At 70.5% G+C, this 17,558-nt stretch carries 23 protein-coding genes; 11 read left to right on the top strand and 12 right to left on the bottom strand.

Features of this window, described 5'->3' with window-relative positions; all coding sequences use genetic code 11:
* A complete protein-coding gene (locus ACO4JP_RS14540) occupies positions 1-1,062 on the top strand; it encodes an adenylate/guanylate cyclase domain-containing protein (protein ID WP_425954689.1) in 1,062 nt (353 codons plus the stop codon).
* A 9-nt stretch (positions 1,063-1,071) separates the two neighbouring features.
* On the opposite strand, the gene ACO4JP_RS14535 is transcribed toward ACO4JP_RS14540, so the two are convergent.
* Entirely contained in the window at positions 1,072-1,848 is a 777-nt protein-coding gene (locus ACO4JP_RS14535; RefSeq protein WP_425954688.1) for an SOS response-associated peptidase, read from the bottom strand.
* Positions 1,849-1,944: 96 nt separating this feature from the next.
* Between ACO4JP_RS14535 and ACO4JP_RS14530 the strand changes: the two genes are divergently transcribed.
* A complete protein-coding gene (locus ACO4JP_RS14530) occupies positions 1,945-3,159 on the top strand; it encodes an LCP family protein (RefSeq protein WP_425957125.1) in 1,215 nt (404 codons plus the stop codon).
* 201 nt (positions 3,160-3,360) lie between these two features.
* Here ACO4JP_RS14530 and ACO4JP_RS14525 read toward each other — a convergent pair whose 3' ends face one another.
* Positions 3,361-4,602: a pyridoxal phosphate-dependent aminotransferase gene (locus ACO4JP_RS14525; RefSeq protein WP_425954687.1), complete on the bottom strand. Its 1,242-nt coding sequence runs from the start codon at positions 4,600-4,602 to the stop codon at positions 3,361-3,363.
* On the opposite strand from ACO4JP_RS14525, the gene ACO4JP_RS14520 reads away from it, so the two are divergent.
* The gene (locus ACO4JP_RS14520; protein WP_425954686.1) at positions 4,601-4,756 is read left to right on the top strand and encodes a hypothetical protein; all 156 of its coding nucleotides are present in this window, start codon (positions 4,601-4,603) and stop codon (positions 4,754-4,756) included. The genes ACO4JP_RS14525 and ACO4JP_RS14520 overlap by 2 nt on opposite strands.
* A gap of 108 nt (positions 4,757-4,864) precedes the next feature.
* Here the strand turns inward: ACO4JP_RS14520 and ACO4JP_RS14515 are convergent, their stop codons facing one another.
* From ACO4JP_RS14515 to ACO4JP_RS14500, 4 genes are all read right to left on the bottom strand, one after another.
* Positions 4,865-5,698: a DUF3800 domain-containing protein gene (locus ACO4JP_RS14515; RefSeq protein WP_425954685.1), complete on the bottom strand. Its 834-nt coding sequence runs from the start codon at positions 5,696-5,698 to the stop codon at positions 4,865-4,867.
* Positions 5,699-5,760: 62 nt separating this feature from the next.
* Complete coding sequence (locus ACO4JP_RS14510; protein WP_425954684.1) at positions 5,761-6,054, bottom strand: hypothetical protein; 294 nt, start codon at positions 6,052-6,054, stop codon at positions 5,761-5,763.
* Positions 6,055-6,126: 72 nt separating this feature from the next.
* Positions 6,127-6,909 carry a hypothetical protein gene (locus ACO4JP_RS14505; RefSeq protein WP_425954683.1) on the bottom strand — a complete coding sequence of 261 codons (783 nt, stop codon included), beginning with the start codon at positions 6,907-6,909 and terminating at the stop codon, positions 6,127-6,129.
* A 203-nt stretch (positions 6,910-7,112) separates the two neighbouring features.
* Complete coding sequence (locus ACO4JP_RS14500) at positions 7,113-7,247, bottom strand: hypothetical protein (protein WP_425957147.1); 135 nt, start codon at positions 7,245-7,247, stop codon at positions 7,113-7,115.
* Between ACO4JP_RS14500 and ACO4JP_RS14495 the strand changes: the two genes are divergently transcribed.
* From ACO4JP_RS14495 to ACO4JP_RS14485, 3 genes are all read left to right on the top strand, one after another.
* Positions 7,215-7,388 carry a hypothetical protein gene (locus ACO4JP_RS14495; RefSeq protein WP_425957124.1) on the top strand — a complete coding sequence of 58 codons (174 nt, stop codon included), beginning with the start codon at positions 7,215-7,217 and terminating at the stop codon, positions 7,386-7,388. The two genes, ACO4JP_RS14500 and ACO4JP_RS14495, sit on opposite strands and share 33 nt — an antisense overlap.
* 66 nt (positions 7,389-7,454) lie before the next feature.
* Positions 7,455-8,357: a hypothetical protein gene (locus tag ACO4JP_RS14490; RefSeq protein WP_425954682.1), complete on the top strand. Its 903-nt coding sequence runs from the start codon at positions 7,455-7,457 to the stop codon at positions 8,355-8,357.
* On the top strand, positions 8,354-8,836 hold the full coding sequence (locus tag ACO4JP_RS14485; RefSeq protein WP_425954681.1) for a hypothetical protein: 483 nt from the start codon (positions 8,354-8,356) through the stop codon (positions 8,834-8,836). Before ACO4JP_RS14490 ends, ACO4JP_RS14485 begins: the two co-directional genes overlap by 4 nt.
* 169 nt (positions 8,837-9,005) lie before the next feature.
* Here the strand turns inward: ACO4JP_RS14485 and ACO4JP_RS14480 are convergent, their stop codons facing one another.
* Positions 9,006-9,632: a type II secretion system F family protein gene (locus ACO4JP_RS14480; protein ID WP_425954680.1), complete on the bottom strand. Its 627-nt coding sequence runs from the start codon at positions 9,630-9,632 to the stop codon at positions 9,006-9,008.
* A gap of 650 nt (positions 9,633-10,282) precedes the next feature.
* Between ACO4JP_RS14480 and ACO4JP_RS14475 the strand changes: the two genes are divergently transcribed.
* A complete protein-coding gene (locus ACO4JP_RS14475; RefSeq protein WP_425954679.1) occupies positions 10,283-11,167 on the top strand; it encodes a hypothetical protein in 885 nt (294 codons plus the stop codon).
* 35 nt (positions 11,168-11,202) lie between these two features.
* On the opposite strand, the gene ACO4JP_RS14470 is transcribed toward ACO4JP_RS14475, so the two are convergent.
* Positions 11,203-11,499, bottom strand: coding sequence for a hypothetical protein (locus ACO4JP_RS14470; RefSeq protein ID WP_425954678.1), 297 nt, complete (start codon positions 11,497-11,499; stop codon positions 11,203-11,205).
* 250 nt (positions 11,500-11,749) lie between these two features.
* Here ACO4JP_RS14470 and ACO4JP_RS14465 point away from each other — a divergent pair, with 250 nt between their 5' ends.
* From ACO4JP_RS14465 to ACO4JP_RS14450, 4 genes are read left to right on the top strand one after another with little or no spacing between them, the layout of a single operon-like run.
* Complete coding sequence (locus tag ACO4JP_RS14465; RefSeq protein ID WP_425954677.1) at positions 11,750-13,045, top strand: extracellular solute-binding protein; 1,296 nt, start codon at positions 11,750-11,752, stop codon at positions 13,043-13,045.
* A gap of 7 nt (positions 13,046-13,052) precedes the next feature.
* A complete protein-coding gene (locus ACO4JP_RS14460) occupies positions 13,053-14,000 on the top strand; it encodes a carbohydrate ABC transporter permease (RefSeq protein ID WP_425954676.1) in 948 nt (315 codons plus the stop codon).
* Positions 13,997-14,881, top strand: coding sequence for a carbohydrate ABC transporter permease (locus ACO4JP_RS14455; protein ID WP_425954675.1), 885 nt, complete (start codon positions 13,997-13,999; stop codon positions 14,879-14,881). Before ACO4JP_RS14460 ends, ACO4JP_RS14455 begins: the two co-directional genes overlap by 4 nt.
* A gap of 28 nt (positions 14,882-14,909) precedes the next feature.
* Positions 14,910-15,932, top strand: coding sequence for an SIS domain-containing protein (locus ACO4JP_RS14450; protein ID WP_425954674.1), 1,023 nt, complete (start codon positions 14,910-14,912; stop codon positions 15,930-15,932).
* Positions 15,933-15,989: 57 nt separating this feature from the next.
* Here ACO4JP_RS14450 and ACO4JP_RS14445 read toward each other — a convergent pair whose 3' ends face one another.
* The 4 genes from ACO4JP_RS14445 to ACO4JP_RS14430 are packed head-to-tail and all read right to left on the bottom strand — an operon-like array spanning position 15,990 to position 17,543.
* Positions 15,990-16,481, bottom strand: a complete 492-nt coding sequence (locus ACO4JP_RS14445; protein WP_425954673.1) for a hypothetical protein — start codon at positions 16,479-16,481, stop codon at positions 15,990-15,992.
* Positions 16,478-16,930 carry a pilus assembly protein gene (locus tag ACO4JP_RS14440; protein ID WP_425954672.1) on the bottom strand — a complete coding sequence of 151 codons (453 nt, stop codon included), beginning with the start codon at positions 16,928-16,930 and terminating at the stop codon, positions 16,478-16,480. Before ACO4JP_RS14440 ends, ACO4JP_RS14445 begins: the two co-directional genes overlap by 4 nt.
* Entirely contained in the window at positions 16,927-17,316 is a 390-nt protein-coding gene (locus ACO4JP_RS14435; RefSeq protein ID WP_425954671.1) for a TadE family protein, read from the bottom strand. The genes ACO4JP_RS14440 and ACO4JP_RS14435 overlap by 4 nt, the downstream gene beginning before the upstream one ends.
* Positions 17,313-17,543, bottom strand: coding sequence for a hypothetical protein (locus ACO4JP_RS14430; protein ID WP_425954670.1), 231 nt, complete (start codon positions 17,541-17,543; stop codon positions 17,313-17,315). Before ACO4JP_RS14430 ends, ACO4JP_RS14435 begins: the two co-directional genes overlap by 4 nt.
* Between the last annotated feature and the right edge of the window lie 15 nt (positions 17,544-17,558).

Raw genomic sequence — 17,558 nt, 5'->3', positions numbered from 1 at the left:
GTGACGCGCGACACCTCGCTGGACAGCTCTGCCGAGAACGGGCCCGAGGCGGCCGTCGGCCCCTCGCACGACACAGCCGCCCGCGTCGACCTCGAGATCCTCGGCGGCCCGCGCCGCTACACGCTGGACGACCTGGTCGAGGGCACCGGCCTGTCGCACGAGCTCATCGAGGACTACTGGCGGTGGCTCGGCCTGCCGGTGCAGCACAGCACCGAGCGCTGGTTCACGGACTCCGACATGGAGTCGCTGCGGGAGATCGCGCGGCTCGCGGCGACCGAGCACCTCGACGAGCAGGCGCTGCGCACCCTGGTGCGGTCGATGGGTCACACCACCGAACGGCTCGCGCTGTGGCAGGTGGAGGCGTTCGTCGAGCATGCCGCGCGCGAGAAGGGGCTCGACGACGTCAGCGCTCGCCTGACGGTCCTGGACACCATGCCGCACCTGGCCGACATCCTCGCGCACCAGCTCGAGCACGCCTGGCGGCGGCAGCTCGCCGCGGTGACCGGCCGGTACGCGACCGAGTTCGCGGGGGCCCGCGGCGCCGACCGCGACGAGCACAAGCTGCCGCTGCGCCGCGCGGTCGGGTTCGCCGACATCGTCTCGTTCACGAAGCGCACCGCGGGCCTCGGCTCGGAGGAGCTCAGCGACTTCGTCCAGCTCTTCGAGACCCGGTCCCGCGACATCGTCACCGAGGCGGGCGGCCGCGTCGTCAAGACCGTGGGCGACGCCGTGCTCTTCATCGCCGACGACGTGCAGCACGGCGCCGAGGTGGCGCTCGGCCTGTCCACCGCCAACCCGGACGGGCCGGACATCCCGGTGCGCGTCGGGTTCGTGTGGGGGAGGGTCCTGTCCCGGTTCGGCGACGTGTTCGGCCCGTCGGTCAACCTCGCATCGCGCCTGACGGAGGCGTCGCAGCCCGGCGAGGTGCTGGTGGACCCGGCGACGGCGGCCCTGCTCGCGACGTCGCCCCGCTACGCGCTCACCGAGCAGCCCGAGGCGGAGCTGCAGGGGCTCGGCTCGATGAAGCCGGTGCGCCTGCAGCGCGCGTACACCGGGGCCTGACCGCGCCGGCTACGAGGGCAGCTCGGCGTCGGCCGGCTCCGGGTCCGGCTCGAGCAGGCTCGGGCCGTTGTTGCTGACCGAGCTGACCAGCGACGTCACCGGCCGCAGCGCAAACGCGTCGACCGGCCGGCTGAGCAGGCCTGCCGCCTGCTCCGCGCCCACGGCCGGGTCGAGCCACGCGTCCCACACCGACGACGGCAGGGCGAGCGGCATGCGGTCGTGGATGTGCGCCATCGGCGCCGAGGCCGCGGTCGTGACGATCGTCGTCGACACCAGCCAGCGGGCCGGGTCGTCGTCGGCCTTGCTGCGGTCGCGCCAGAACTCGTAGAGGCCCGCGAACAGCACGGGCTCGCCGTCGCGGTGGATCCAGTACGGCTGCTTGGGCGCCTTGGCGGTGGGCTTGGCTCCCGGCGGCAGCGGGAGCTTGCGCCACTCGTAGTAGCCGTCGGCCGGGACGAGGCAGCGACGCACGCCGAGGGGCTTGGCGAACGCCGGCTTGTCGAGCAGCGTCTCCCCGCGCGCGTTGATCATGCGGGCGCCGCCGCTCGGGTCCTTGGACCAGGACGGCACCAGGCCCCACCGGGCCAGCTGCAGCGACCTGGTGAGCTCGCCCGTGCTCGGTCCCGCCTCGGTGCGCGCCGGGCGCTCGACGACGATGCGCACGTCGTCGGTCGGCGCCACGTTCCAGGACGGGGGCAGGAGCCGGGCGTCCTCGGCGAGCTCGGCGATGGCGACGTCGTCGCCGACGTCCTGGGCGTTGCGGAAGGAGGCAAAGCGGCCGCACATGCCGCCATCCTGCCCCGGCCCACCGACGCTGCCCCACATTCACCGTGTGGCCTGCGAGAACACCCGCTCAGAACTAGTGTTCCTGACGTGGCACCGATGCCCCCGCAGCACACCGCACACCCGCGCTCGCACCGCGTCGCACGCATCGTCGCGCTGACGCTCACCGGCGCGCTCGTGCTCGTCTCCGCCGGCGCCGTCGCGGCCTACCTCAACTTCCAGAACGACATCCAGGTGTCCGACGTCGAGTCGGTGCTCGCGACCCGGACCGGGCGCCCCGCGCCGCCCCCCGCCAACCCCCACGACCCCTTCGCCGGCAAGGCGCTCAACATCCTGGTCATGGGCACCGACTACCGCGGCGGCGGCAACGCGGCCCTCGCCGGCCCGGGCGCCGAGTTCCACTCCGACACCACCCTGGTGGTGCACATCTCGGGGGACCGCAGCCGCATCGAGATCGTGTCCATCCCACGCGACTCCCTCGTGGACATCCCCGCGTGCCCGCTGGCGGACCACACCGAGAGCAGCCCGCGGCACGACGACATGTTCAACTCCGCGTTCATGATCGGAGGCGGGCCGACCCAAGACGTCACCTTCGCGGCCGCCTGCACCGTCCTCACCGTCGAGGCGATCACCGGGGTGCCGATCACCGACCACATCGTCGTCAAGATGACGGGCGTCGTCGGGGTCGTCGACGCGCTCGGCGGCGTGCCGATGTGCCTGCCCGAGCCCGTGAACGGCAGCAAGGACGTCGACCTCCACCTGCCCGCCGGGCCGCAGACCCTCAACGGTTACCAGTCGATCAACTTCCTGCGCGCCCGCAAGGGTCAGGGCATGGGGCTGCAGATCGGCAGCGACCTCGAGCGCATCAAGCGGCAGCAGGCGTTCATCGACGCGATGATGCGCAAGATCCTCTCGCAGAACCTCATCACCGACTCCCCGCGGCTCTACAAGCTGGTCGAGGCCGTGCTGCGCTCCATCTCCACCAGCCCCGAGCTCGCCAGCCCCAAGGCGCTCGCCGGCCTGGCCTGGAGCGTGCGGGGCGTCGACCCGGCCGACATCGTGTTCACCCCGCTGCCCGTCGTCGACTCGGCGGCCCAGCCCGGCCGGGTCGAGTGGGTGACGTCCCAGACCCAGCCGATCTGGGCCGGCATCGCCGCCGACAAGGCGCCCGCGGGCACCGGGGCCCCAGCCCCCTCGGCCCCGGCCACCCCGACGCCGACCGGGGCCGGCGGGGGCTCCGCGCCTGCTGGGACACCGGCCGCCCCTTCCACGCCGAAGCCGACCGCGTCGCTGCTGCCCGGGGTGTGCCCCTGACCTGACGTCGCGCGCCGGATGCGCGGGGGGATAGCGCGCGTGCCCGGAACGGCTTCCCGCCGCGGATACGGTCCCAGCCGTGCCCTCATCCTCGCCGCGGCATCCGGTCCGCCCCAGCACGCGCCGCAAGGCGCGCCTGGAGCGCACTGTCGCGTCCGCTCGCCGCCAGGCGACGACGGCGGTTGCTCCGGCTGGCGACAGTCAGCCGCGCTGCAACGCGTGCAGGCGCTCGACCGCCTCGCGCAACGTCTCCTCGCGCTTCACGAACGTGAACCGCAGCGAGTTCAGCATTCGCGCGTGCGTGAGCGAGCCCTCGCGGCAGAACGCCGTCATCGGGATTGCGACGACCCCCGCGAGCTCGGGCAGCCGTCGGGCGAGCTCGACGCCGTCGGCCAGCCCCAGGCGCTCGATCAGCCGCGACGCGTCCGCCACGACGAAGTAGGTGCCGCGCGGCACGACGACGTCGAACCCCGCCGCCCGCAGCCCCTCGCACAGCAGGTCGCGCCGCGAGGCGAGCGACGCGGCGAGCTCGCGCGGGGCGTCGTCGTCGGCGAGCGCCTGCGCGATTGCGGGCTGGAAGGGCGCGCCCGACACGTAGGTGAGGAACTGCTTGACCGTGCGTACCGCCGTGACCAGTGGCGCAGGGCCGTGCACCCAGCCGATCTTCCAGCCGGTGAGGCTGAACGACTTGCCGCTCGACGAGATGGTCAGCGTGCGCTCGGCCATGCCGGGCAGCGTCGCGAGCGGCGTGTGGACCGCGCCGTCGAACGTCAGGTGCTCGTAGACCTCGTCCGTCACGACGATGGCGTCGCGCTCGCAGGCGATGTCCGCGACCGCCTCGAGCTCCTCGCGCGTGAGCACCGTGCCCGTCGGGTTGTGCGGGCTGTTGATGAGCAGCATCCGCGTGCTGGGGCTCGCGGCCGCGCGCAGGGCCTCGACGTCGAGGCGGAACCCGTCGGGCGTCGGAGCGAGCGCGATGGGAACGTGCGTCGCCCCGGCGAGCGCGATGACGGCGGCGTGCGCGTCGTAGAACGGCTCGAGCGTGATGACCTCGTCGGCCGGCCCGGCGAGCGCGAGCACCGCCGAGGCGAGCGCCTCGGTCGCACCCGTGGTGATCAGCACCTCGGTCTCCGGGTCGACGACAAGGCCGTAGTGCCGCTGCTGGTGCGCGGCGACCGCGGCGCGCAGTTCGGGGATGCCCGGCCCGGGCGGGTACTGGTTGGCGCCCTGCTCGATCGCGCGGATCGCGGCGGCCTTGATGGACTCCGGGCCGTCGACGTCGGGGAAGCCCTGGCCCAGGTTGATGGCGCCGGTGCGCACCGCGAGGGCGGACATCTCGGCGAAGATCGTCGCCGCCACGTCGTCGGTGGAGGTTGCGTCGGGCGCGAGGAGTCCGGTGGCGCGGGCGACGTCCTGCCAGGCGCCGCGGGGGAGGGCCGTCATGCTCGCGAGGGTAGCGCTCAGGTCGGCGGACAAGCGCACGGACATCCTGCGGCTGCACGAGCAGGGCGTGTCCGTCCGGAAGATCGCCACGCAGCTCAGGCTCGGACGCACGGCTGTGCACAACGTCGTCCGGACGGGCGCGATCGCGGCCTGAGCGGAGGTGGCGGCACGACGGTGTCCGGGCGGGTGAGGATTCGGACAGTGGTGTCCGACATCGCACTGATTGGTCTGGACTGACGCGTGTCGACGTGTTTGACTTCTATTAAGCGAGAGGGGCTTGACCCCGAGCTTCCAGCCCTCGACCCCCGTCCTGCGACGGGGGTCGTTGTGCGTCTGGGCGCAGAGCGTATGGGGCCGGCGGAACGGTCGGGGCCCACACGCGGTCGCGGACCACCTTCTGCTCGATCTTCGACCAGAGCTTCGCGTTGGCGTTCGCTACCTTCGGCCGCGCGTCGTCGCGCCCGCTCGCGATGCGCTGCTTGAGGTAGGTGACCAGGTCCGCCGCCTGAATCTGCCGGTGCTTCGCCGAGTCGATGAACTCGATCTTGAGGATGCGGTCGAGCTTCCGTGAGCGGTAGCCCCATGTGCCGTCCCGCTTGAAGTCCTCGAGCGAGCGGACGACTGAGGCGGCGAAGCGGCACTCATCGGCGAAGACGTATGCGGCCTGGCGCCGAGCCCTCGCGCGCTCATCGATCCGCTCGAGCGTGTACATCAGCGCAGCCTCGTGCTCGTTGTACCCGCGGCCCGCGTAGGCAAGCGCGAACGGCTCGCGCTCGATCGCCTCGAAGATGAGGCACCCGGCACGAAACGCGATCACATCCAGCGCCTCGCCATAGATCTTGATGCGCTGCCATGGCTGGAGGTCGCGCCATGCGCCCTTGCCCTGGAACATGTCCACGCCGTGCAGCTCGGTGCTCGCAGGGATGCCGAACTCGCGCTCGGCGCGGTCCATCACAGCGTCCAGATCGGCAGCGAGCAGCCGGCGCTGACCCGCGTACATCACGAGCGCGCCGATGCGGTAGATGTCCCTGTCGGCTGACTCATCGATGAACGCGATCCAGCGATCGTCAGAGCTCAACGCATCCTCCCTGCCCACGACACCGAACGACTCGGGGAGTCTACGGGTGACGGTGGCAGCGCGGCACGTAGCGGCGCACATCACCGAGGTGCTGGCCGGACTTCCGTGCCGCGGGTCCATCTGCGGCGCACGTCCGCGGGCGCGAGCCACATGCAGTTGATCCACCGGCGGCGGTCGAGCACCTCGACGAGCACCGCGCGGGTCGTGTACGCAACGGCACGCGTCGCGAGCTGCTCCTCACCGTCGCGCTCCCACACGATCAGCGCCGTCACAGGGATGTCACAGTCGACCTGCGTGCGGCGGGCCGGGACCGGCAGCTCGTTGACGATCTGCTGCCAGTCCTGCTCCCAGTGCTGCGAGGCCTGATCGAACACACGTTCTAGTGTCGCAGACGATCCCCAGTCAGCGGTGGTCGCGCTGGCGAGAACACATCTCAGCGTCTGGTCTCAGATCCTGGGAGGCCGTGGCTTGGGCGAACGCTCCCAGCCGGACGGACCCCAGCGGAAGACGGCTCCGGCTGTCAACATGCTCATGAACCAGACGTGGGTGACCCCGTCAGGCATGCGAGGGGCGACCGTGGGCAGTGGTCCGTCGTCTCGGACGAGCACGTCGATGGCCGTGAATGGTGCTGACGAGAGCGCCGGGAACGGGAGGAAAAGGTGCGCCTCCGGTCGGTGCGCCGCACGGAGCTTGTCGATGTTGTGCTCCTGCGCGGGCGTGTGCACCCACTCGTCGAACCACCTGACCAGCCCATCGCCGTTCTCGGACTCGAACCCACCGGTCATCGCGGGGGCGCGTTCTACGGTGGTGTAAATGCTGCCTGGGAAGGAAGTCGTGGGGCTGTGAAAGTAGTCGACCACCCCGAGCGCCTGCAGGCTCGACGTAGCGTCCCGATCGGACGGGTCCGCCGCTAGGCGCCGGATTAGCGGCGGCGCCAGCCTTCTGAGCTCATTGACGTTGCACGTTGGTGTGAGCGCCAGGGCCCAGGCTCCAGCAACGCCAGGTTCGGTCCAGCACCCCGCCTTGCGAGGGGCCAGCCATGTCTCAAGGGCGGTGCGGTCGGTGACAGTGGTGACCTCGCAGGCGCCGAAGACGACTCCGTCGCGAACAAGGTCGAAGTCGTGCATGCTTCTCCGGCTGTTGTCGTCGTGGCACTTGATGGTCACACCGGGCAACGCCGCCTCGATACATGCGGCGGCCCAGGCTTCCTCGGTGCGCTTACGAGTCACGGCACCATTCTGTTGCGGGATCGGACCTTGGGCCTCTGCTCAGCCGTGGTGGCCTTGGTCGACTTCGACCGAGCATGAGTGTGGTCACCTGATGTGGCCCCATCTGGTGCCGGTTTCTTCACGAATCTTGGCTCCACCCGGGGCGGTGAGCTCGCGGGTGGGCGGGGCTGCGTGTCGTCACGAATTTCGGCCCCGCCCCGGTTTCAGATCTTCTCGACGTCGTTGTCGGGGAGGTCGGGATGGTCAGGTCCAGGGTGGAGCTGTTCGAGGAGATCCGGGTCGATCACCGTCGGGAGGGGCTCTCGATCCGGGAGCTCGCGGAGCGGCACGGTGTGCATCGGCGCACGGTTCGCCAGGCGTTGGCGTCGGCGACTCCGCCGCCGCGTAAGGAGTACAGCCCGCGGGGGTCGGCCGGCGATCGAGCCGTGGAAGCAGGTCATCGACGCGTGGCTGCTCGCGGACCAGGACGTGGCCCGTAAGCAGCGGCACACGGCTCGGCGGGTGTGGCAGCGGCTCGTGACCGAGCACGGCGCGGTCGCTCGGAGGTGACGGTCTCGAGGTGGGTGGCGGTACGGCGCCGGGAGCTGGGACTGGACCGGGTCGAGGTGTTCGTCCCGCAGGCGCACGTGGCGGGTGCGGAGGCCGAGGTCGACTTCGGGGAGTTCCACGTCCGGCTGGCCGGGGCGGACCTGAAGGTCTGGATGTTCGCGATGCGGCTGTCGGCGTCGGGCAAGGCGTTCCATCACGGGTTCGCGAACCAGGCGCAAGAGGCGTTCCTCGAGGGGCATGTGCGGGCGTTCGCTGCTCTGGGCGGGGTGCCGGCCCGGGTTCGGTACGACAATTTGAAGCCTGCCGTGGTGCGGATCCTCAAGGGCCGTGACCGGGTGGAGAACGACCGGTTCACCGCGCTGCGCTCGCACTACGGGTTCGAGTCGTTCTTCTGCGTTCCGGGCAAGGACGGCGCGCACGAGAAGGGCGGCATCGAGGGCGAGATCGTTCGGTTCCGGCGCACGCACCTGGTGCCGGTCCCGGACGTGGCCTCGATGGCCGTCCTGAACGATCTGATCGGCGCTGGCGACGTGGCGGACGACGCCCGTGTGATCACCGGGCACAAGACGGCCGTGGGCGTCGAGGCCGCCGCCGAGGCGTGCATGCTGATGGCGCTGCCCGGCGAGCCGTTCGACGCCGCGACGCTCCTGACGGCGAAGGTCGACTCCCGCTCCAGGGTGTGCGTGCGCCAGGCGTACTACTCCGTCCCGCCCACATCCTGCAGACCGGCACCGACTCCTACCGGCTCCGCACCACCACGCGCCGCCGGAGGTGGCACCCTCGTCGGCTACGGCGTGGGTACGATCGCCTTATCGCTCGCTTTTGCGGGCCTATCGACGGTCGCCTCTGACAAAGCTGATGCGTGGATAGCGCAAGACTGGCAGGAGACCCGGAAATGACGTGGAAGATGTACGTGCTCAGCGCTCCCGAGGCGACCGCTGGCTGGAATCTGCCCTCGTGGTTCGGCTGGTCGGCTATCACTTTCTCCCTTCTCCTCGCTGGAATTGGGGTGGCCGTCGCGTTCCGCGCATGGCGTGATCCAAAGTATGTTGAGCGGACGGCCGAGGGGATGGCGGTGCTTCGGCCACACACGGGGCGCGCAGGAGCTCGCGCGCTCGTTCCGACCGCGCTGCTCTCGGCGGGTATCGGAGTGTTCTTCTCGGCGTTTCTAGTCGCGCGTTGGCCGGGAGTCGGTGACGTTGTTCCGATCGTGATCGGGATTTTCGGTGCCGTGATATTAGTTATTGCGGGAGTGCTGATTCTTTCGATCATGTACTACAACAAGCCGCAGTTTCTTGTTCCGCCAAGCATGCGAGCCGATGACGGCATGGCAGAGCTTCGAAGACGGCATGAGGGTGATCGAGAGAAACTGGAGTAGGTCGGCGCGGCTCCGCGTTGTCTCCGCTCGAACGGCTGACAAATTCGTGCGCAGCCGTACTGGAGGTCTTCCCTGCCGAGCGCGCCTACAGGGAGTGACGTGCGACGTCACCGGCGCTTCGCGCAGCGCCGGTCGGGGTGTCGTTCCTGTTCAATCGGTATCTCAGGGATCACGCATGCGCCTGGGCACGCAGAACTTCGGCGAGAGGCGTGCCGCGCTCGAGCGCGACGGCCACCCCCTCGGCGAACCGCGTCAGCGACGGCAGCCCGGTCCGGTCGGCCATGTCGGTCAGCGCGAGCCCGATCGGCGCGCCCGCACGGACGTCGGCGAGCATGCGGCGGATCTCGGTGGAGAGCTCCCCGCGTGCGGTCGCAGCGACGCGCTCGAGCGCGGAGAGGGGCGACTCGCCCGCGGTCACGGCGAGCGCGAGCAGCTCGGCGACCGTCGGGAACTCGGCGACCATGCGTTCCTCGCGTTGCCCGATCTGCCGCGTGAGCAGCTGGTCGCACGTCGCGAACCCGCTGGCCCCGCAGATCGTGACCAGCAGCGCGAGGGGCAGCGGGGCGAATCCCCGCGCCGCGCCGATGAGCAGGGCCAGGGCGAGGCCGGCGCCGAGCCCGGCGACGGTCCACACGACCTGCCGGGCGCGGAACTGGTCCACGCTCTCCGCCGAGCCCGCGCGGTCCAGCCGCCGCCGCACTTCGGCCCGCGGCGAGCCCAACCGCTCGAACCAGTGCGCGACGTCCGCGATCCACGGCGCGAGCAGCCGCTCGACGACGGGGAACGGCGAGCGCACCGGTCCTGACAAACCCCAGGAGCCCGCGTCAGAGCCTCGGCCTGCACTCCCCGCCATGACGCCCGCTGCCGCGCTCCTTGCCGCCCGTAGCCGCCTCCAGGAGGCCACCTCCACCGGCTCCAATCTCGCCGCCCTGGAGGCCCAGCACGCGACCGCTCCCGGCGCTGCGCCGAAGAGCACCTCCCGATGCTCGCGGTTGGGTGCGTCCAGAACCAGCCTGCCGTAGACGTCTGACAACGTGGCCCGATGCGCCCCGGCGGCAGCAGCCCATCAGGCGTCCAGTCCGGGAGGTTCGTCACCGCTGGGTCTGCGTCCTAACGTCCTGGGCGTGGCAGTAGGCCTCGAAGACCTGGGCGTGGTCCAGGCCCGCGACCCTGGCCTCCTGGACCGCCAGAAGCGCCGAGGTCGTCAGCGCGGCCACGAGTCGCGGGGCGAGGGCCTGGGCGACGTCGTCGGGCGGGCCGTGTTGCGGTCCTCGGTCCAGGCCTCCAGGGCCTCCTAGAGGGTCCCGTAGGCCACGAGGATGGCGGCCTTCTCGGCTTCCTCGGGCGCCCTGAACAGAGCTCCTCCTGGTTCGACACCTGGTCGGGGGTCAAGCGGGATGGGATCATCCAGGAAGGTGAGGTCAAGGGATTCGTGGAGGTGACGTGGTGAGCAACCCGCTGCTCGATGCCATGCGCTCCGCGCCTCGTCGTACGTGGCTTGACAAGATCGCCTACGCGTCCCTCCACGCGGCGGAGGCCAAGTTCTTCCCTCGCCCCGCGGCTCCACTCGTCACGGTCGAGCTAAACGTGGAGAAAGTGGACGCTTACGACACCGCACGGGTGTCGCTCGCGTTGCAGGATGCGACGGCGAAGATCGGCCACCTCATCCAAGATCCGAGGACGAGTACATCCCAATCGCGCAAGCAATACCGTGAGGCGGCACCGCTCGTCCCACGGGGGCAGATCGGGAACCTGCTCTACTTTGGGTTCCCCGAGGTGGCGCCCCCGGAAGGTGCACTCTTCGACGAGCGCGTCCAGACGCTCTCCGAGCGCGCTGTGCTGGACTTGTTCGAGATCCTTCCCGAGTCGACGGACGATGACCGCGCACTCGATGCTGTGCTCGCCCGGCATGTGACCGAACGTGCAGCCATCAGCGACCTCGTGTCGGCGGTCAAGGAGACGGACACGGGCCTGGGGATGAAGTTCTCGGCCGGCGACCGGGTCATCGCCGTCTCGACACTGTCGCATGACCAGGCCGATGTGCTTGAGACCGCACTCAGCGAGTCAAACGTCGACCGCAAGGGCGAGATCGTCGAAGGCGTGCTTGACGGCATGCGCACGAGCCGACGACTGTTCTATCTCGAGACGGAGAACGGGCCGGACATCAGTGGAGCACTCGACGAGGACAAGCTCGCGGAGGTCCGTGACTACATCGGTGAGCGCGTCGTGGCGACTCTTGAACGGACGCAGGTGCTGCACAAGTCAGGCAAGATCGGCCGCCGCTCCTACAGGCTGCTCGACCTCCAGGGCGTAGATAGCCTCTTCGACTAGCGCCGACGGCTCGGAGGTCCCCCCGAAAGCAACTACTAACCAGCATTTGACGGGGAGTTGAGCCAGATCTCCTCGACGGTGGGGTCGTCCAGGTACTGCTGCAGCGGCCCGAGCCCGGCCAGCGAGTCGACGACGGCGCGCGCCGCGTCCCCGGCGTCGGGCAGGGCGGGCACGAGCCCGCGCGCGGTGCGCTCGGCGTAGTCGCCGACGGCGTCCGACACGAGGCGGTCGAGCGCGGCGCGCTCCCGCACCGGGTCGAGGCCGCGGCGGCGCACGAGCTCGCGTACCTCGCGCTCGAGGATGGCTGCGGCGTCGTCGATGACGGCAGTCATGTGGTTCCCCCTGAATCCCAATGGCTTGGCCCGCGTAGGGGCCCGCGCGGCGGCCCCTGGCTGCCGTGCGGAGGCAAGGGTAGATGACGTGCCGGCGTGTCTGAAAACTGCCTGTGGACAAACCTCGCGGCACCAGGAGCCTACGTTCCGGGACTCCACGCGGCAGACTGCTATACGCCACGCTTCTTCCGCTCGACGGCGAGAGGAACAGTGACAGGACCGAAGGTTCGACGACGAAGCGGAGGACACCATGAGGACACGAAGGATCCGCGGCACAGTCGCCGCGGCGGCGGCGACTGCATCTGCCCTGGTGCTCGCGAGCTGCAGCGTCACGGGCGGCGGCGGCGGGGGCCAGGCCAGCGGCAGCGACACGGGCCCGGTGACGATCAACGCGCTGTTCATGAAGCAGGCCGGCTATACCGAGGACGACGTCGCGAAGATGGTCGACGGGTTCCAGAAGGACAACCCCGGCATCACCGTGAAGCCGGCGTTCGTCGCGTACGAGGCGCTGCACGACAAGATCGTCACGTCCGCGCCGGCGGGCACCTACGACGTCGTGCTCATCGACGTCATCTGGCCGGCCGAGTTCGCGACCAAGGGCATCGTCCAGGACGTCACCGACCGCATCCCGGCGAAGTGGAAGGACGAGATGCAGGGCGGCGCGATGGCGTCGGCGCTGTACCAGGACAAGTTCTACGGCGTGCCGTGGTACCCGTCGACCAAGCTCTTCTACTACAACGCCGACCTGCTCTCGAAGGTCGGCGCCACCGAGGCCGACATCCAGACCTGGGACGGCGTGCTCAGCGTCGCGAAGAAGCTCAAGGACGCGGGCGTGGTGAAGTACCCGCTGTCGTGGAGCTGGGCCCAGGCCGAGGCTCTCATCTGCGACTACGCGCAGATCCTCGGCTCCATGGGCGGCAACTTCACCGACGACTCCGGCAAGCTCGTCGTCAACAAGGGTCCGGGCGTGCAGGCGCTGGAGTGGATGAAGAAGACCATCGACGACGGTCTCACCGACCCGGCGTCGACCTCGATGCTCGAGGACGACGTCAACAAGGCGATGGCCTCGGGCAGCACCGCGATGGCGCTCAACTGGGAGTCGACGCTGCGCGACCTCAACGACAAGTCGATCTCGCAGGTGGTCGACCAGGTCCACGTCATGGCCACCCCGAAGGGTTCCTCCGGCGACAACCCGGGCGTGAACGGCTCGATGGCGCTCTCGATCGGCGCGCGCTCCAAGCACGCCGACGCCGCGTGGAAGTTCATCGAGTACATCAGCAGCCAGCAGGTCCAGGACCAGTTCGCCACCAGCACGATGCCGAACTGGAAGTCGTCCTACCAGGACGCGAACGTCACGAAGACCAACCCGGAGGTGTTCAAGGCCGCCGGCGTCGCCTACGACTCGATGATCGCCCGGCCCGAGGTGCCCAACTACACCGCGGTGTCCCAGATCCTCCAGGTCGAGATCCAGAACGCGCTGCTCGGCAAGAAGTCGCCGCAGCAGGCGATGGATGACGCCGTCGCCCAGGCCAACGCCCTGAAGTAGGCGATCGATGACCGCCCCGAGCACGACGGCGCCCACGGAGGCCGGCACCTATGTGCCGCGCCGCAAGAAGTTGCGCCACACCCAGGGCTACCTGGCGTTCTGGCTGCTGCTTCCGGCTCTCGTCGCCGTGCTCGGGGTGGTCGTCTACCCCACGCTGCGCACCCTGCTGATCTCGTTCTTCCAGGTCGACTCCGCACTGGCCACGTCGACGCCGTTCGTCGGGTTCGGCAACTACGTCGAGGTGCTCACGTCGCCCAGCTTCTGGGGCGCGGTCGGCCGCACGCTGTACTTCACGATCGTCTCGACGACGTTCGAGCTGGTGCTCGGCATGTGCGTCGCAGGTCTGCTCAACGCACGGTTCCCCGGCCGCTGGTTGTTCCGCACCATCGTCGTCATCCCCTGGGCACTGCCGACGATCGTCAACGCCGCCATGTGGAAGGGCATCCTGAACGCCCAGTACGGGTCGCTCAACGCGCTGCTGACGCAGCTGCACCTGATCGACGACTATCACAACTGGCTCGGCGACCCGAGCACCGCCCTGAACCTGGTGATCCTCGCCGACGTGTGGAAGACGACGCCGCTGGTCGCGTTCTTCCTGCTCGCCGGCCTGACGTCGATCCCGTCCGACCTCTACGAGGCCGCGCGCATCGACCGCGCGAGCTGGCCGCGGATCTTCCGCTCGATCGTGCTGCCGCTGCTGGTGCCGTCGATCTCGATCGTCCTGGTGCTGCGCACGATCGAGGCGTTCAAGGTGTTCGACATCATCTACGCGATGACCCGCGGCGGGCCCGTCAACAGCACGCAGACCATCTCCTTCTACGCCTACACGACGGCGTTCTCCGACCAGCGGTTCGGGCTGGGGTCCGCGCTGTCCTACCTCATCGTCCTCGTGATCCTCGGACTGACCACCGTGTACCTGCGCACGCTGCGCCGATCGGAGATGAGCCTGCTGTGACGAGCCCTCCCACCCGCGTGCGGCACCGCCTGAGCAGCGCGCGGCGCCGCTACCTCGCGGTCGTCTACACGGGCGTCACGCTCGTGTCGATCGCCATCCTTGCGCCCGTCGCCTGGATGGTGATGGCGAGCGTGACGCCGCAGCGCATCCTCATCTCGCGGCCGCTGCAGTGGATCCCCGACGAGCTCGACTGGAGCCGGTACGCCGAGATCTTCCGGGGTGGTTCCCGCTCGGCCGGGGCGACGTTCCGCGCGGCCATGGGCAACTCGCTCGTCGTCGCGACGGCGACGGTGGCGGCAGCGATCGTCGTCGGCGTGCTGGGTGCCTACGCGTTCGCCCGCCTGCGGTTCCGGTTCCGCGGCGCGGTGCTGATGCTGCTCCTGGCCACGTACATGCTGCCGCAGATCGCGCTGCTCATCCCGCTGTACCTGATCCTCAGCGCGGCGGGCCTGCTCGACAACCGGCTGGGCCTCGTCATCGTGGACCTGTCGCTCGTCGTGCCGTTCGTGCTGTGGATCCTGGCGAACTACTTCACGACGATCCCGGAGGAGCTCGAGGACGCGGCCCGCGTCGACGGGGCCACCCGCCTGGGAGCGTTGTGGCACGTCGTGCTGCCGAGCGCTCGGCCCGGCCTGTTCGCCGCGATCATGTTCGCGTTCCTCCTGGCCTGGGACGAGTTCATGTACGCGCTCATCTTCACCTCGACGGACGCGTCCAAGACGCTGCCCGTCGCGATCAGCGAGTTCTCCGGGAGGTACACCACCGACTTCGGGCTGGTGGCCGCCGGCGGGTTCCTCGCCGCGTTGCCCGCCCTCGTCATCGCCGTGGCCGGCCAGCGCTATGTGGTCAGCGGGATGGGCACCGGCGCCGTCAAGGGCTGACGCCGCGCCGCGACACACAGGAGGTTCGATGGCCTACCGAGCGGACTACGTCGAGGCCGTGCGCACGCAGCCGCAGCACCTGCGTGCCGCGCTGGAGCGGTTGGAGCGCGACGCCGCCGACGCGGCGCTGCCGCCCTGGCTGCCCGGCCAGACGGTGGCGGTGGTCGCGATGGGCGCCTCGACGCACTCGGCCTGGGTGCTGGGACCGGTGCTCGCAGACGCGGGCCTGCGGTTCGCCAACCTCACGGCGTCCGAGGTTCGCCCCGGGTTCCAGCCCGCCGACCACTACGTGCTCGTGAGCGAGTCCGGGCGCAGCCCCGAGCCGATCGCCGCGGCCCGCGGGCTGACCGCCGGTGAGCGCGTGACGATCAGCAACTTCCCTGAGGCCCAGGTCGCCGAGGTCACGGACGCCGCGCTGGGCCTGGGCGGGTTCGACGACTCACCCGTCTACACGGTGGGCTACACGGCGACGCTGCTCGCCTACGCCGTGCTGCTGCGTCGGCAGGGCGTGCCGGCCGACGACCCGGCCGCGATCCCGGCCGCAGTCGAGGTCGCGCTCGCGCGGTACGCCGACGTCGCGTCCCACGTCGGCGATGTGCTGGCGGCCGCGCGTGCCGTCGACTGCGTGGGCGCCGGGCCGTCGTTCGCAACGGCCAGCGAGACCGCGCTCATGCTCCGGGAGGGCATCCGCGTCCCGGCCGCCGCGTTCGATACCGGCCAGTACGCCCACGGCCCGATCGAGGCGGCGCACGACGGCGTCGCGGTGGTGCTCTTCGGCGACGGCCGCGAGCTGTCCCTCGTCGAGCCGCTCCTCGCGCACGGGTGCGACGTCGTCGCGCTCACGGCGTTCCCCGAGCGGGTGTCGGCCGCGACGAGCGGGCACCTGACGGTGGTCCCGCTCCCGGACGGCGACGGGCCGGTCACCCGGGCCGCGCGCGAGGTCGTCGTCGCTCAGCTGGCGCTGGCCCGCGCCGTGGAGCACCGGCCGTTCACCATCGCGGAGTCGCTCTACCACGACCTGGACACCAAGCTCGAGGAGAGCGCGCCGTAGCCGGACCCGCGTCAGTCCCGCCGCGGCCCGCAGCAGGACATCTCGCTCGTCGACCCGTCATGGTCCGCCCGTCACGGCGCGCGCGGTGGACGTCGCAGCGATCGTGTACCCGTGCCCGACCGTCCGTGTGAACCAGGCGAGCAGCGGCGGGTGCGAGGTCGCGCTCAGCGTCACGCGCGCGGTCCGCCCGTCGGGTGAGTCGGCCTCGACGACCCGCAGCTGCCGGGGCAGCTGGTCCGGGAACGGGTACGCCTCGAGCTCGTCGATGACTGCCCGGGCGACATCCGCGTCGGTCAGCGCGAGCCCTCCGCCTCCGGCCTCGGGCGCGCCGGCGACGAGGTGCTGCCCGGGTGGCGTGGCGTCGGCGGCGCTGGTGGCCAGCAGGTCGGCAAGGTTGTAGAGCCGCTTGTGGTCGAGGTGCACGGCCGTCGCGGAGGCGATCATCGCGACGAGCATGAGTCCGACGACGACGAAGCCGAGCGTGAGCAGGAGGATCCGCCCGTCCTCCGGGTCCGGCCCAGCCGCCTCCCGGCGGCCTGGCGCGCTCATCGGGCCTCCGCGAACTGGTCGACGGTCGTGCGGTAGCGCGACTCCACGGGTACCTCGAGCGGAACCCACGAGCGCAAGAGCTCGGGGACGAACGGGAGCGGCACCGAGGCCCGCACGGTCGCCGTCACGGTGCCACCCGGGCTCAGGCACGGGTCCTTGGAGCACGCGACCTGGACGGCCTCCCCGCTCAGCGCCGGCTGCGGGTCGAAACCCTGGTCCTCCAGCGCGATCGCCACTGCGACGCGGGCACGCGCGGCGCCGTCGTCGGACGACGACGCCGTGACGACGGCGCGCGCCGCCTCGCGGGCACCGCCGTCGACGGCGAACGCGCCGGCCTGCAGGCGACCGACGGTCAGCACCAGGTACAGAAGCGGGATCAGCAGCAGCACCGTGGTGCCGATGAACTCGACGACGGCGGAGCCGCGCTCGGCGGAGGGCGGCGGCGTCATCGCCCCTCCTCGAGTGCGTGGCCCGCCACGACCATCGTCCCGGTCGGCCCGAGCAGGCCGACCACCGGGAGCGGCGCGCGCACCGTCACCTCCACCACCGGCAGCCCGGCCCGTGTCGTCGTCGAGGCGTGGACGTCGTCGGCGTACCTGGCCGACAGCGACTCGGTGATGAGCTCGCGCGTGCGGGCAACGCCGTCGTCGGGACCACGGTCGGCGCGCGCGGCGAGCCGCGCACCCTCGGCCGCGGCGTCGATGACCAGGGCGCGCGTGTGCTGCACGAGCGCGACCTGCACCACACCGAGGAACAGCGCGACGACGAGCCCGGCGACCATCGCGAACTCGGCGACGGCCGATCCGCGCTCGGCGCCGGAGGCCCGCGCGGTCACCGGCCCGTGACGCTCGAGATCGCCTGGGTGAACGCGTCCTCGAGCAGTGGTCCGGCGATCGCCCAGAGCGCGACCACCAGTCCGGCCGTCATCAGGGTGACCAGGACCCAGCCGGGCACGTCGCCGCGCTCGGGGTCCAGGGCGTCCGGGAGGGCCGTGGCGCTGGTGACGGGGGCGGCGCCCGCGGCGGGTGTCTCGGACGGGATCGCGGTGTCGAGGTTGTGCATGGTGGTTCCTTTCGG

Source organism: Xylanimonas sp. McL0601 (assembly GCF_049852175.1).
Classification (GTDB): Bacteria; Actinomycetota; Actinomycetes; order Actinomycetales; family Cellulomonadaceae; genus Xylanimonas.
Note: the sequence above shows the minus strand (reverse complement) of the source record. Positions and strands in the feature narration are given on the sequence as shown.

Excerpts from the sequence above, each read along its gene's own strand:
- ACO4JP_RS14535 (WP_425954688.1), bottom strand. The coding sequence starts at position 1,848 with ATGTGCGGCCGCTTTGCCTCCTTCCGCAACGCCCAGGACGTCGGCGAC.
- ACO4JP_RS14530 (WP_425957125.1), top strand. The coding sequence starts at position 1,945 with ATGCCCCCGCAGCACACCGCACACCCGCGCTCGCACCGCGTCGCACGC.
- ACO4JP_RS14520 (WP_425954686.1), top strand. The coding sequence starts at position 4,601 with ATGCTCGCGAGGGTAGCGCTCAGGTCGGCGGACAAGCGCACGGACATC.
- ACO4JP_RS14525 (WP_425954687.1), bottom strand. The coding sequence starts at position 4,602 with ATGACGGCCCTCCCCCGCGGCGCCTGGCAGGACGTCGCCCGCGCCACC.
- ACO4JP_RS14500 (WP_425957147.1), bottom strand. The coding sequence starts at position 7,247 with ATGCACACCGTGCCGCTCCGCGAGCTCCCGGATCGAGAGCCCCTCCCG.
- ACO4JP_RS14485 (WP_425954681.1), top strand. The coding sequence starts at position 8,354 with ATGACGTGGAAGATGTACGTGCTCAGCGCTCCCGAGGCGACCGCTGGC.
- ACO4JP_RS14470 (WP_425954678.1), bottom strand. The coding sequence starts at position 11,499 with ATGACTGCCGTCATCGACGACGCCGCAGCCATCCTCGAGCGCGAGGTA.
- ACO4JP_RS14465 (WP_425954677.1), top strand. The coding sequence starts at position 11,750 with ATGAGGACACGAAGGATCCGCGGCACAGTCGCCGCGGCGGCGGCGACT.
- ACO4JP_RS14460 (WP_425954676.1), top strand. The coding sequence starts at position 13,053 with ATGACCGCCCCGAGCACGACGGCGCCCACGGAGGCCGGCACCTATGTG.
- ACO4JP_RS14450 (WP_425954674.1), top strand. The coding sequence starts at position 14,910 with ATGGCCTACCGAGCGGACTACGTCGAGGCCGTGCGCACGCAGCCGCAG.
- ACO4JP_RS14445 (WP_425954673.1), bottom strand. The coding sequence starts at position 16,481 with ATGAGCGCGCCAGGCCGCCGGGAGGCGGCTGGGCCGGACCCGGAGGAC.
- ACO4JP_RS14440 (WP_425954672.1), bottom strand. The coding sequence starts at position 16,930 with ATGACGCCGCCGCCCTCCGCCGAGCGCGGCTCCGCCGTCGTCGAGTTC.
- ACO4JP_RS14430 (WP_425954670.1), bottom strand. The coding sequence starts at position 17,543 with ATGCACAACCTCGACACCGCGATCCCGTCCGAGACACCCGCCGCGGGC.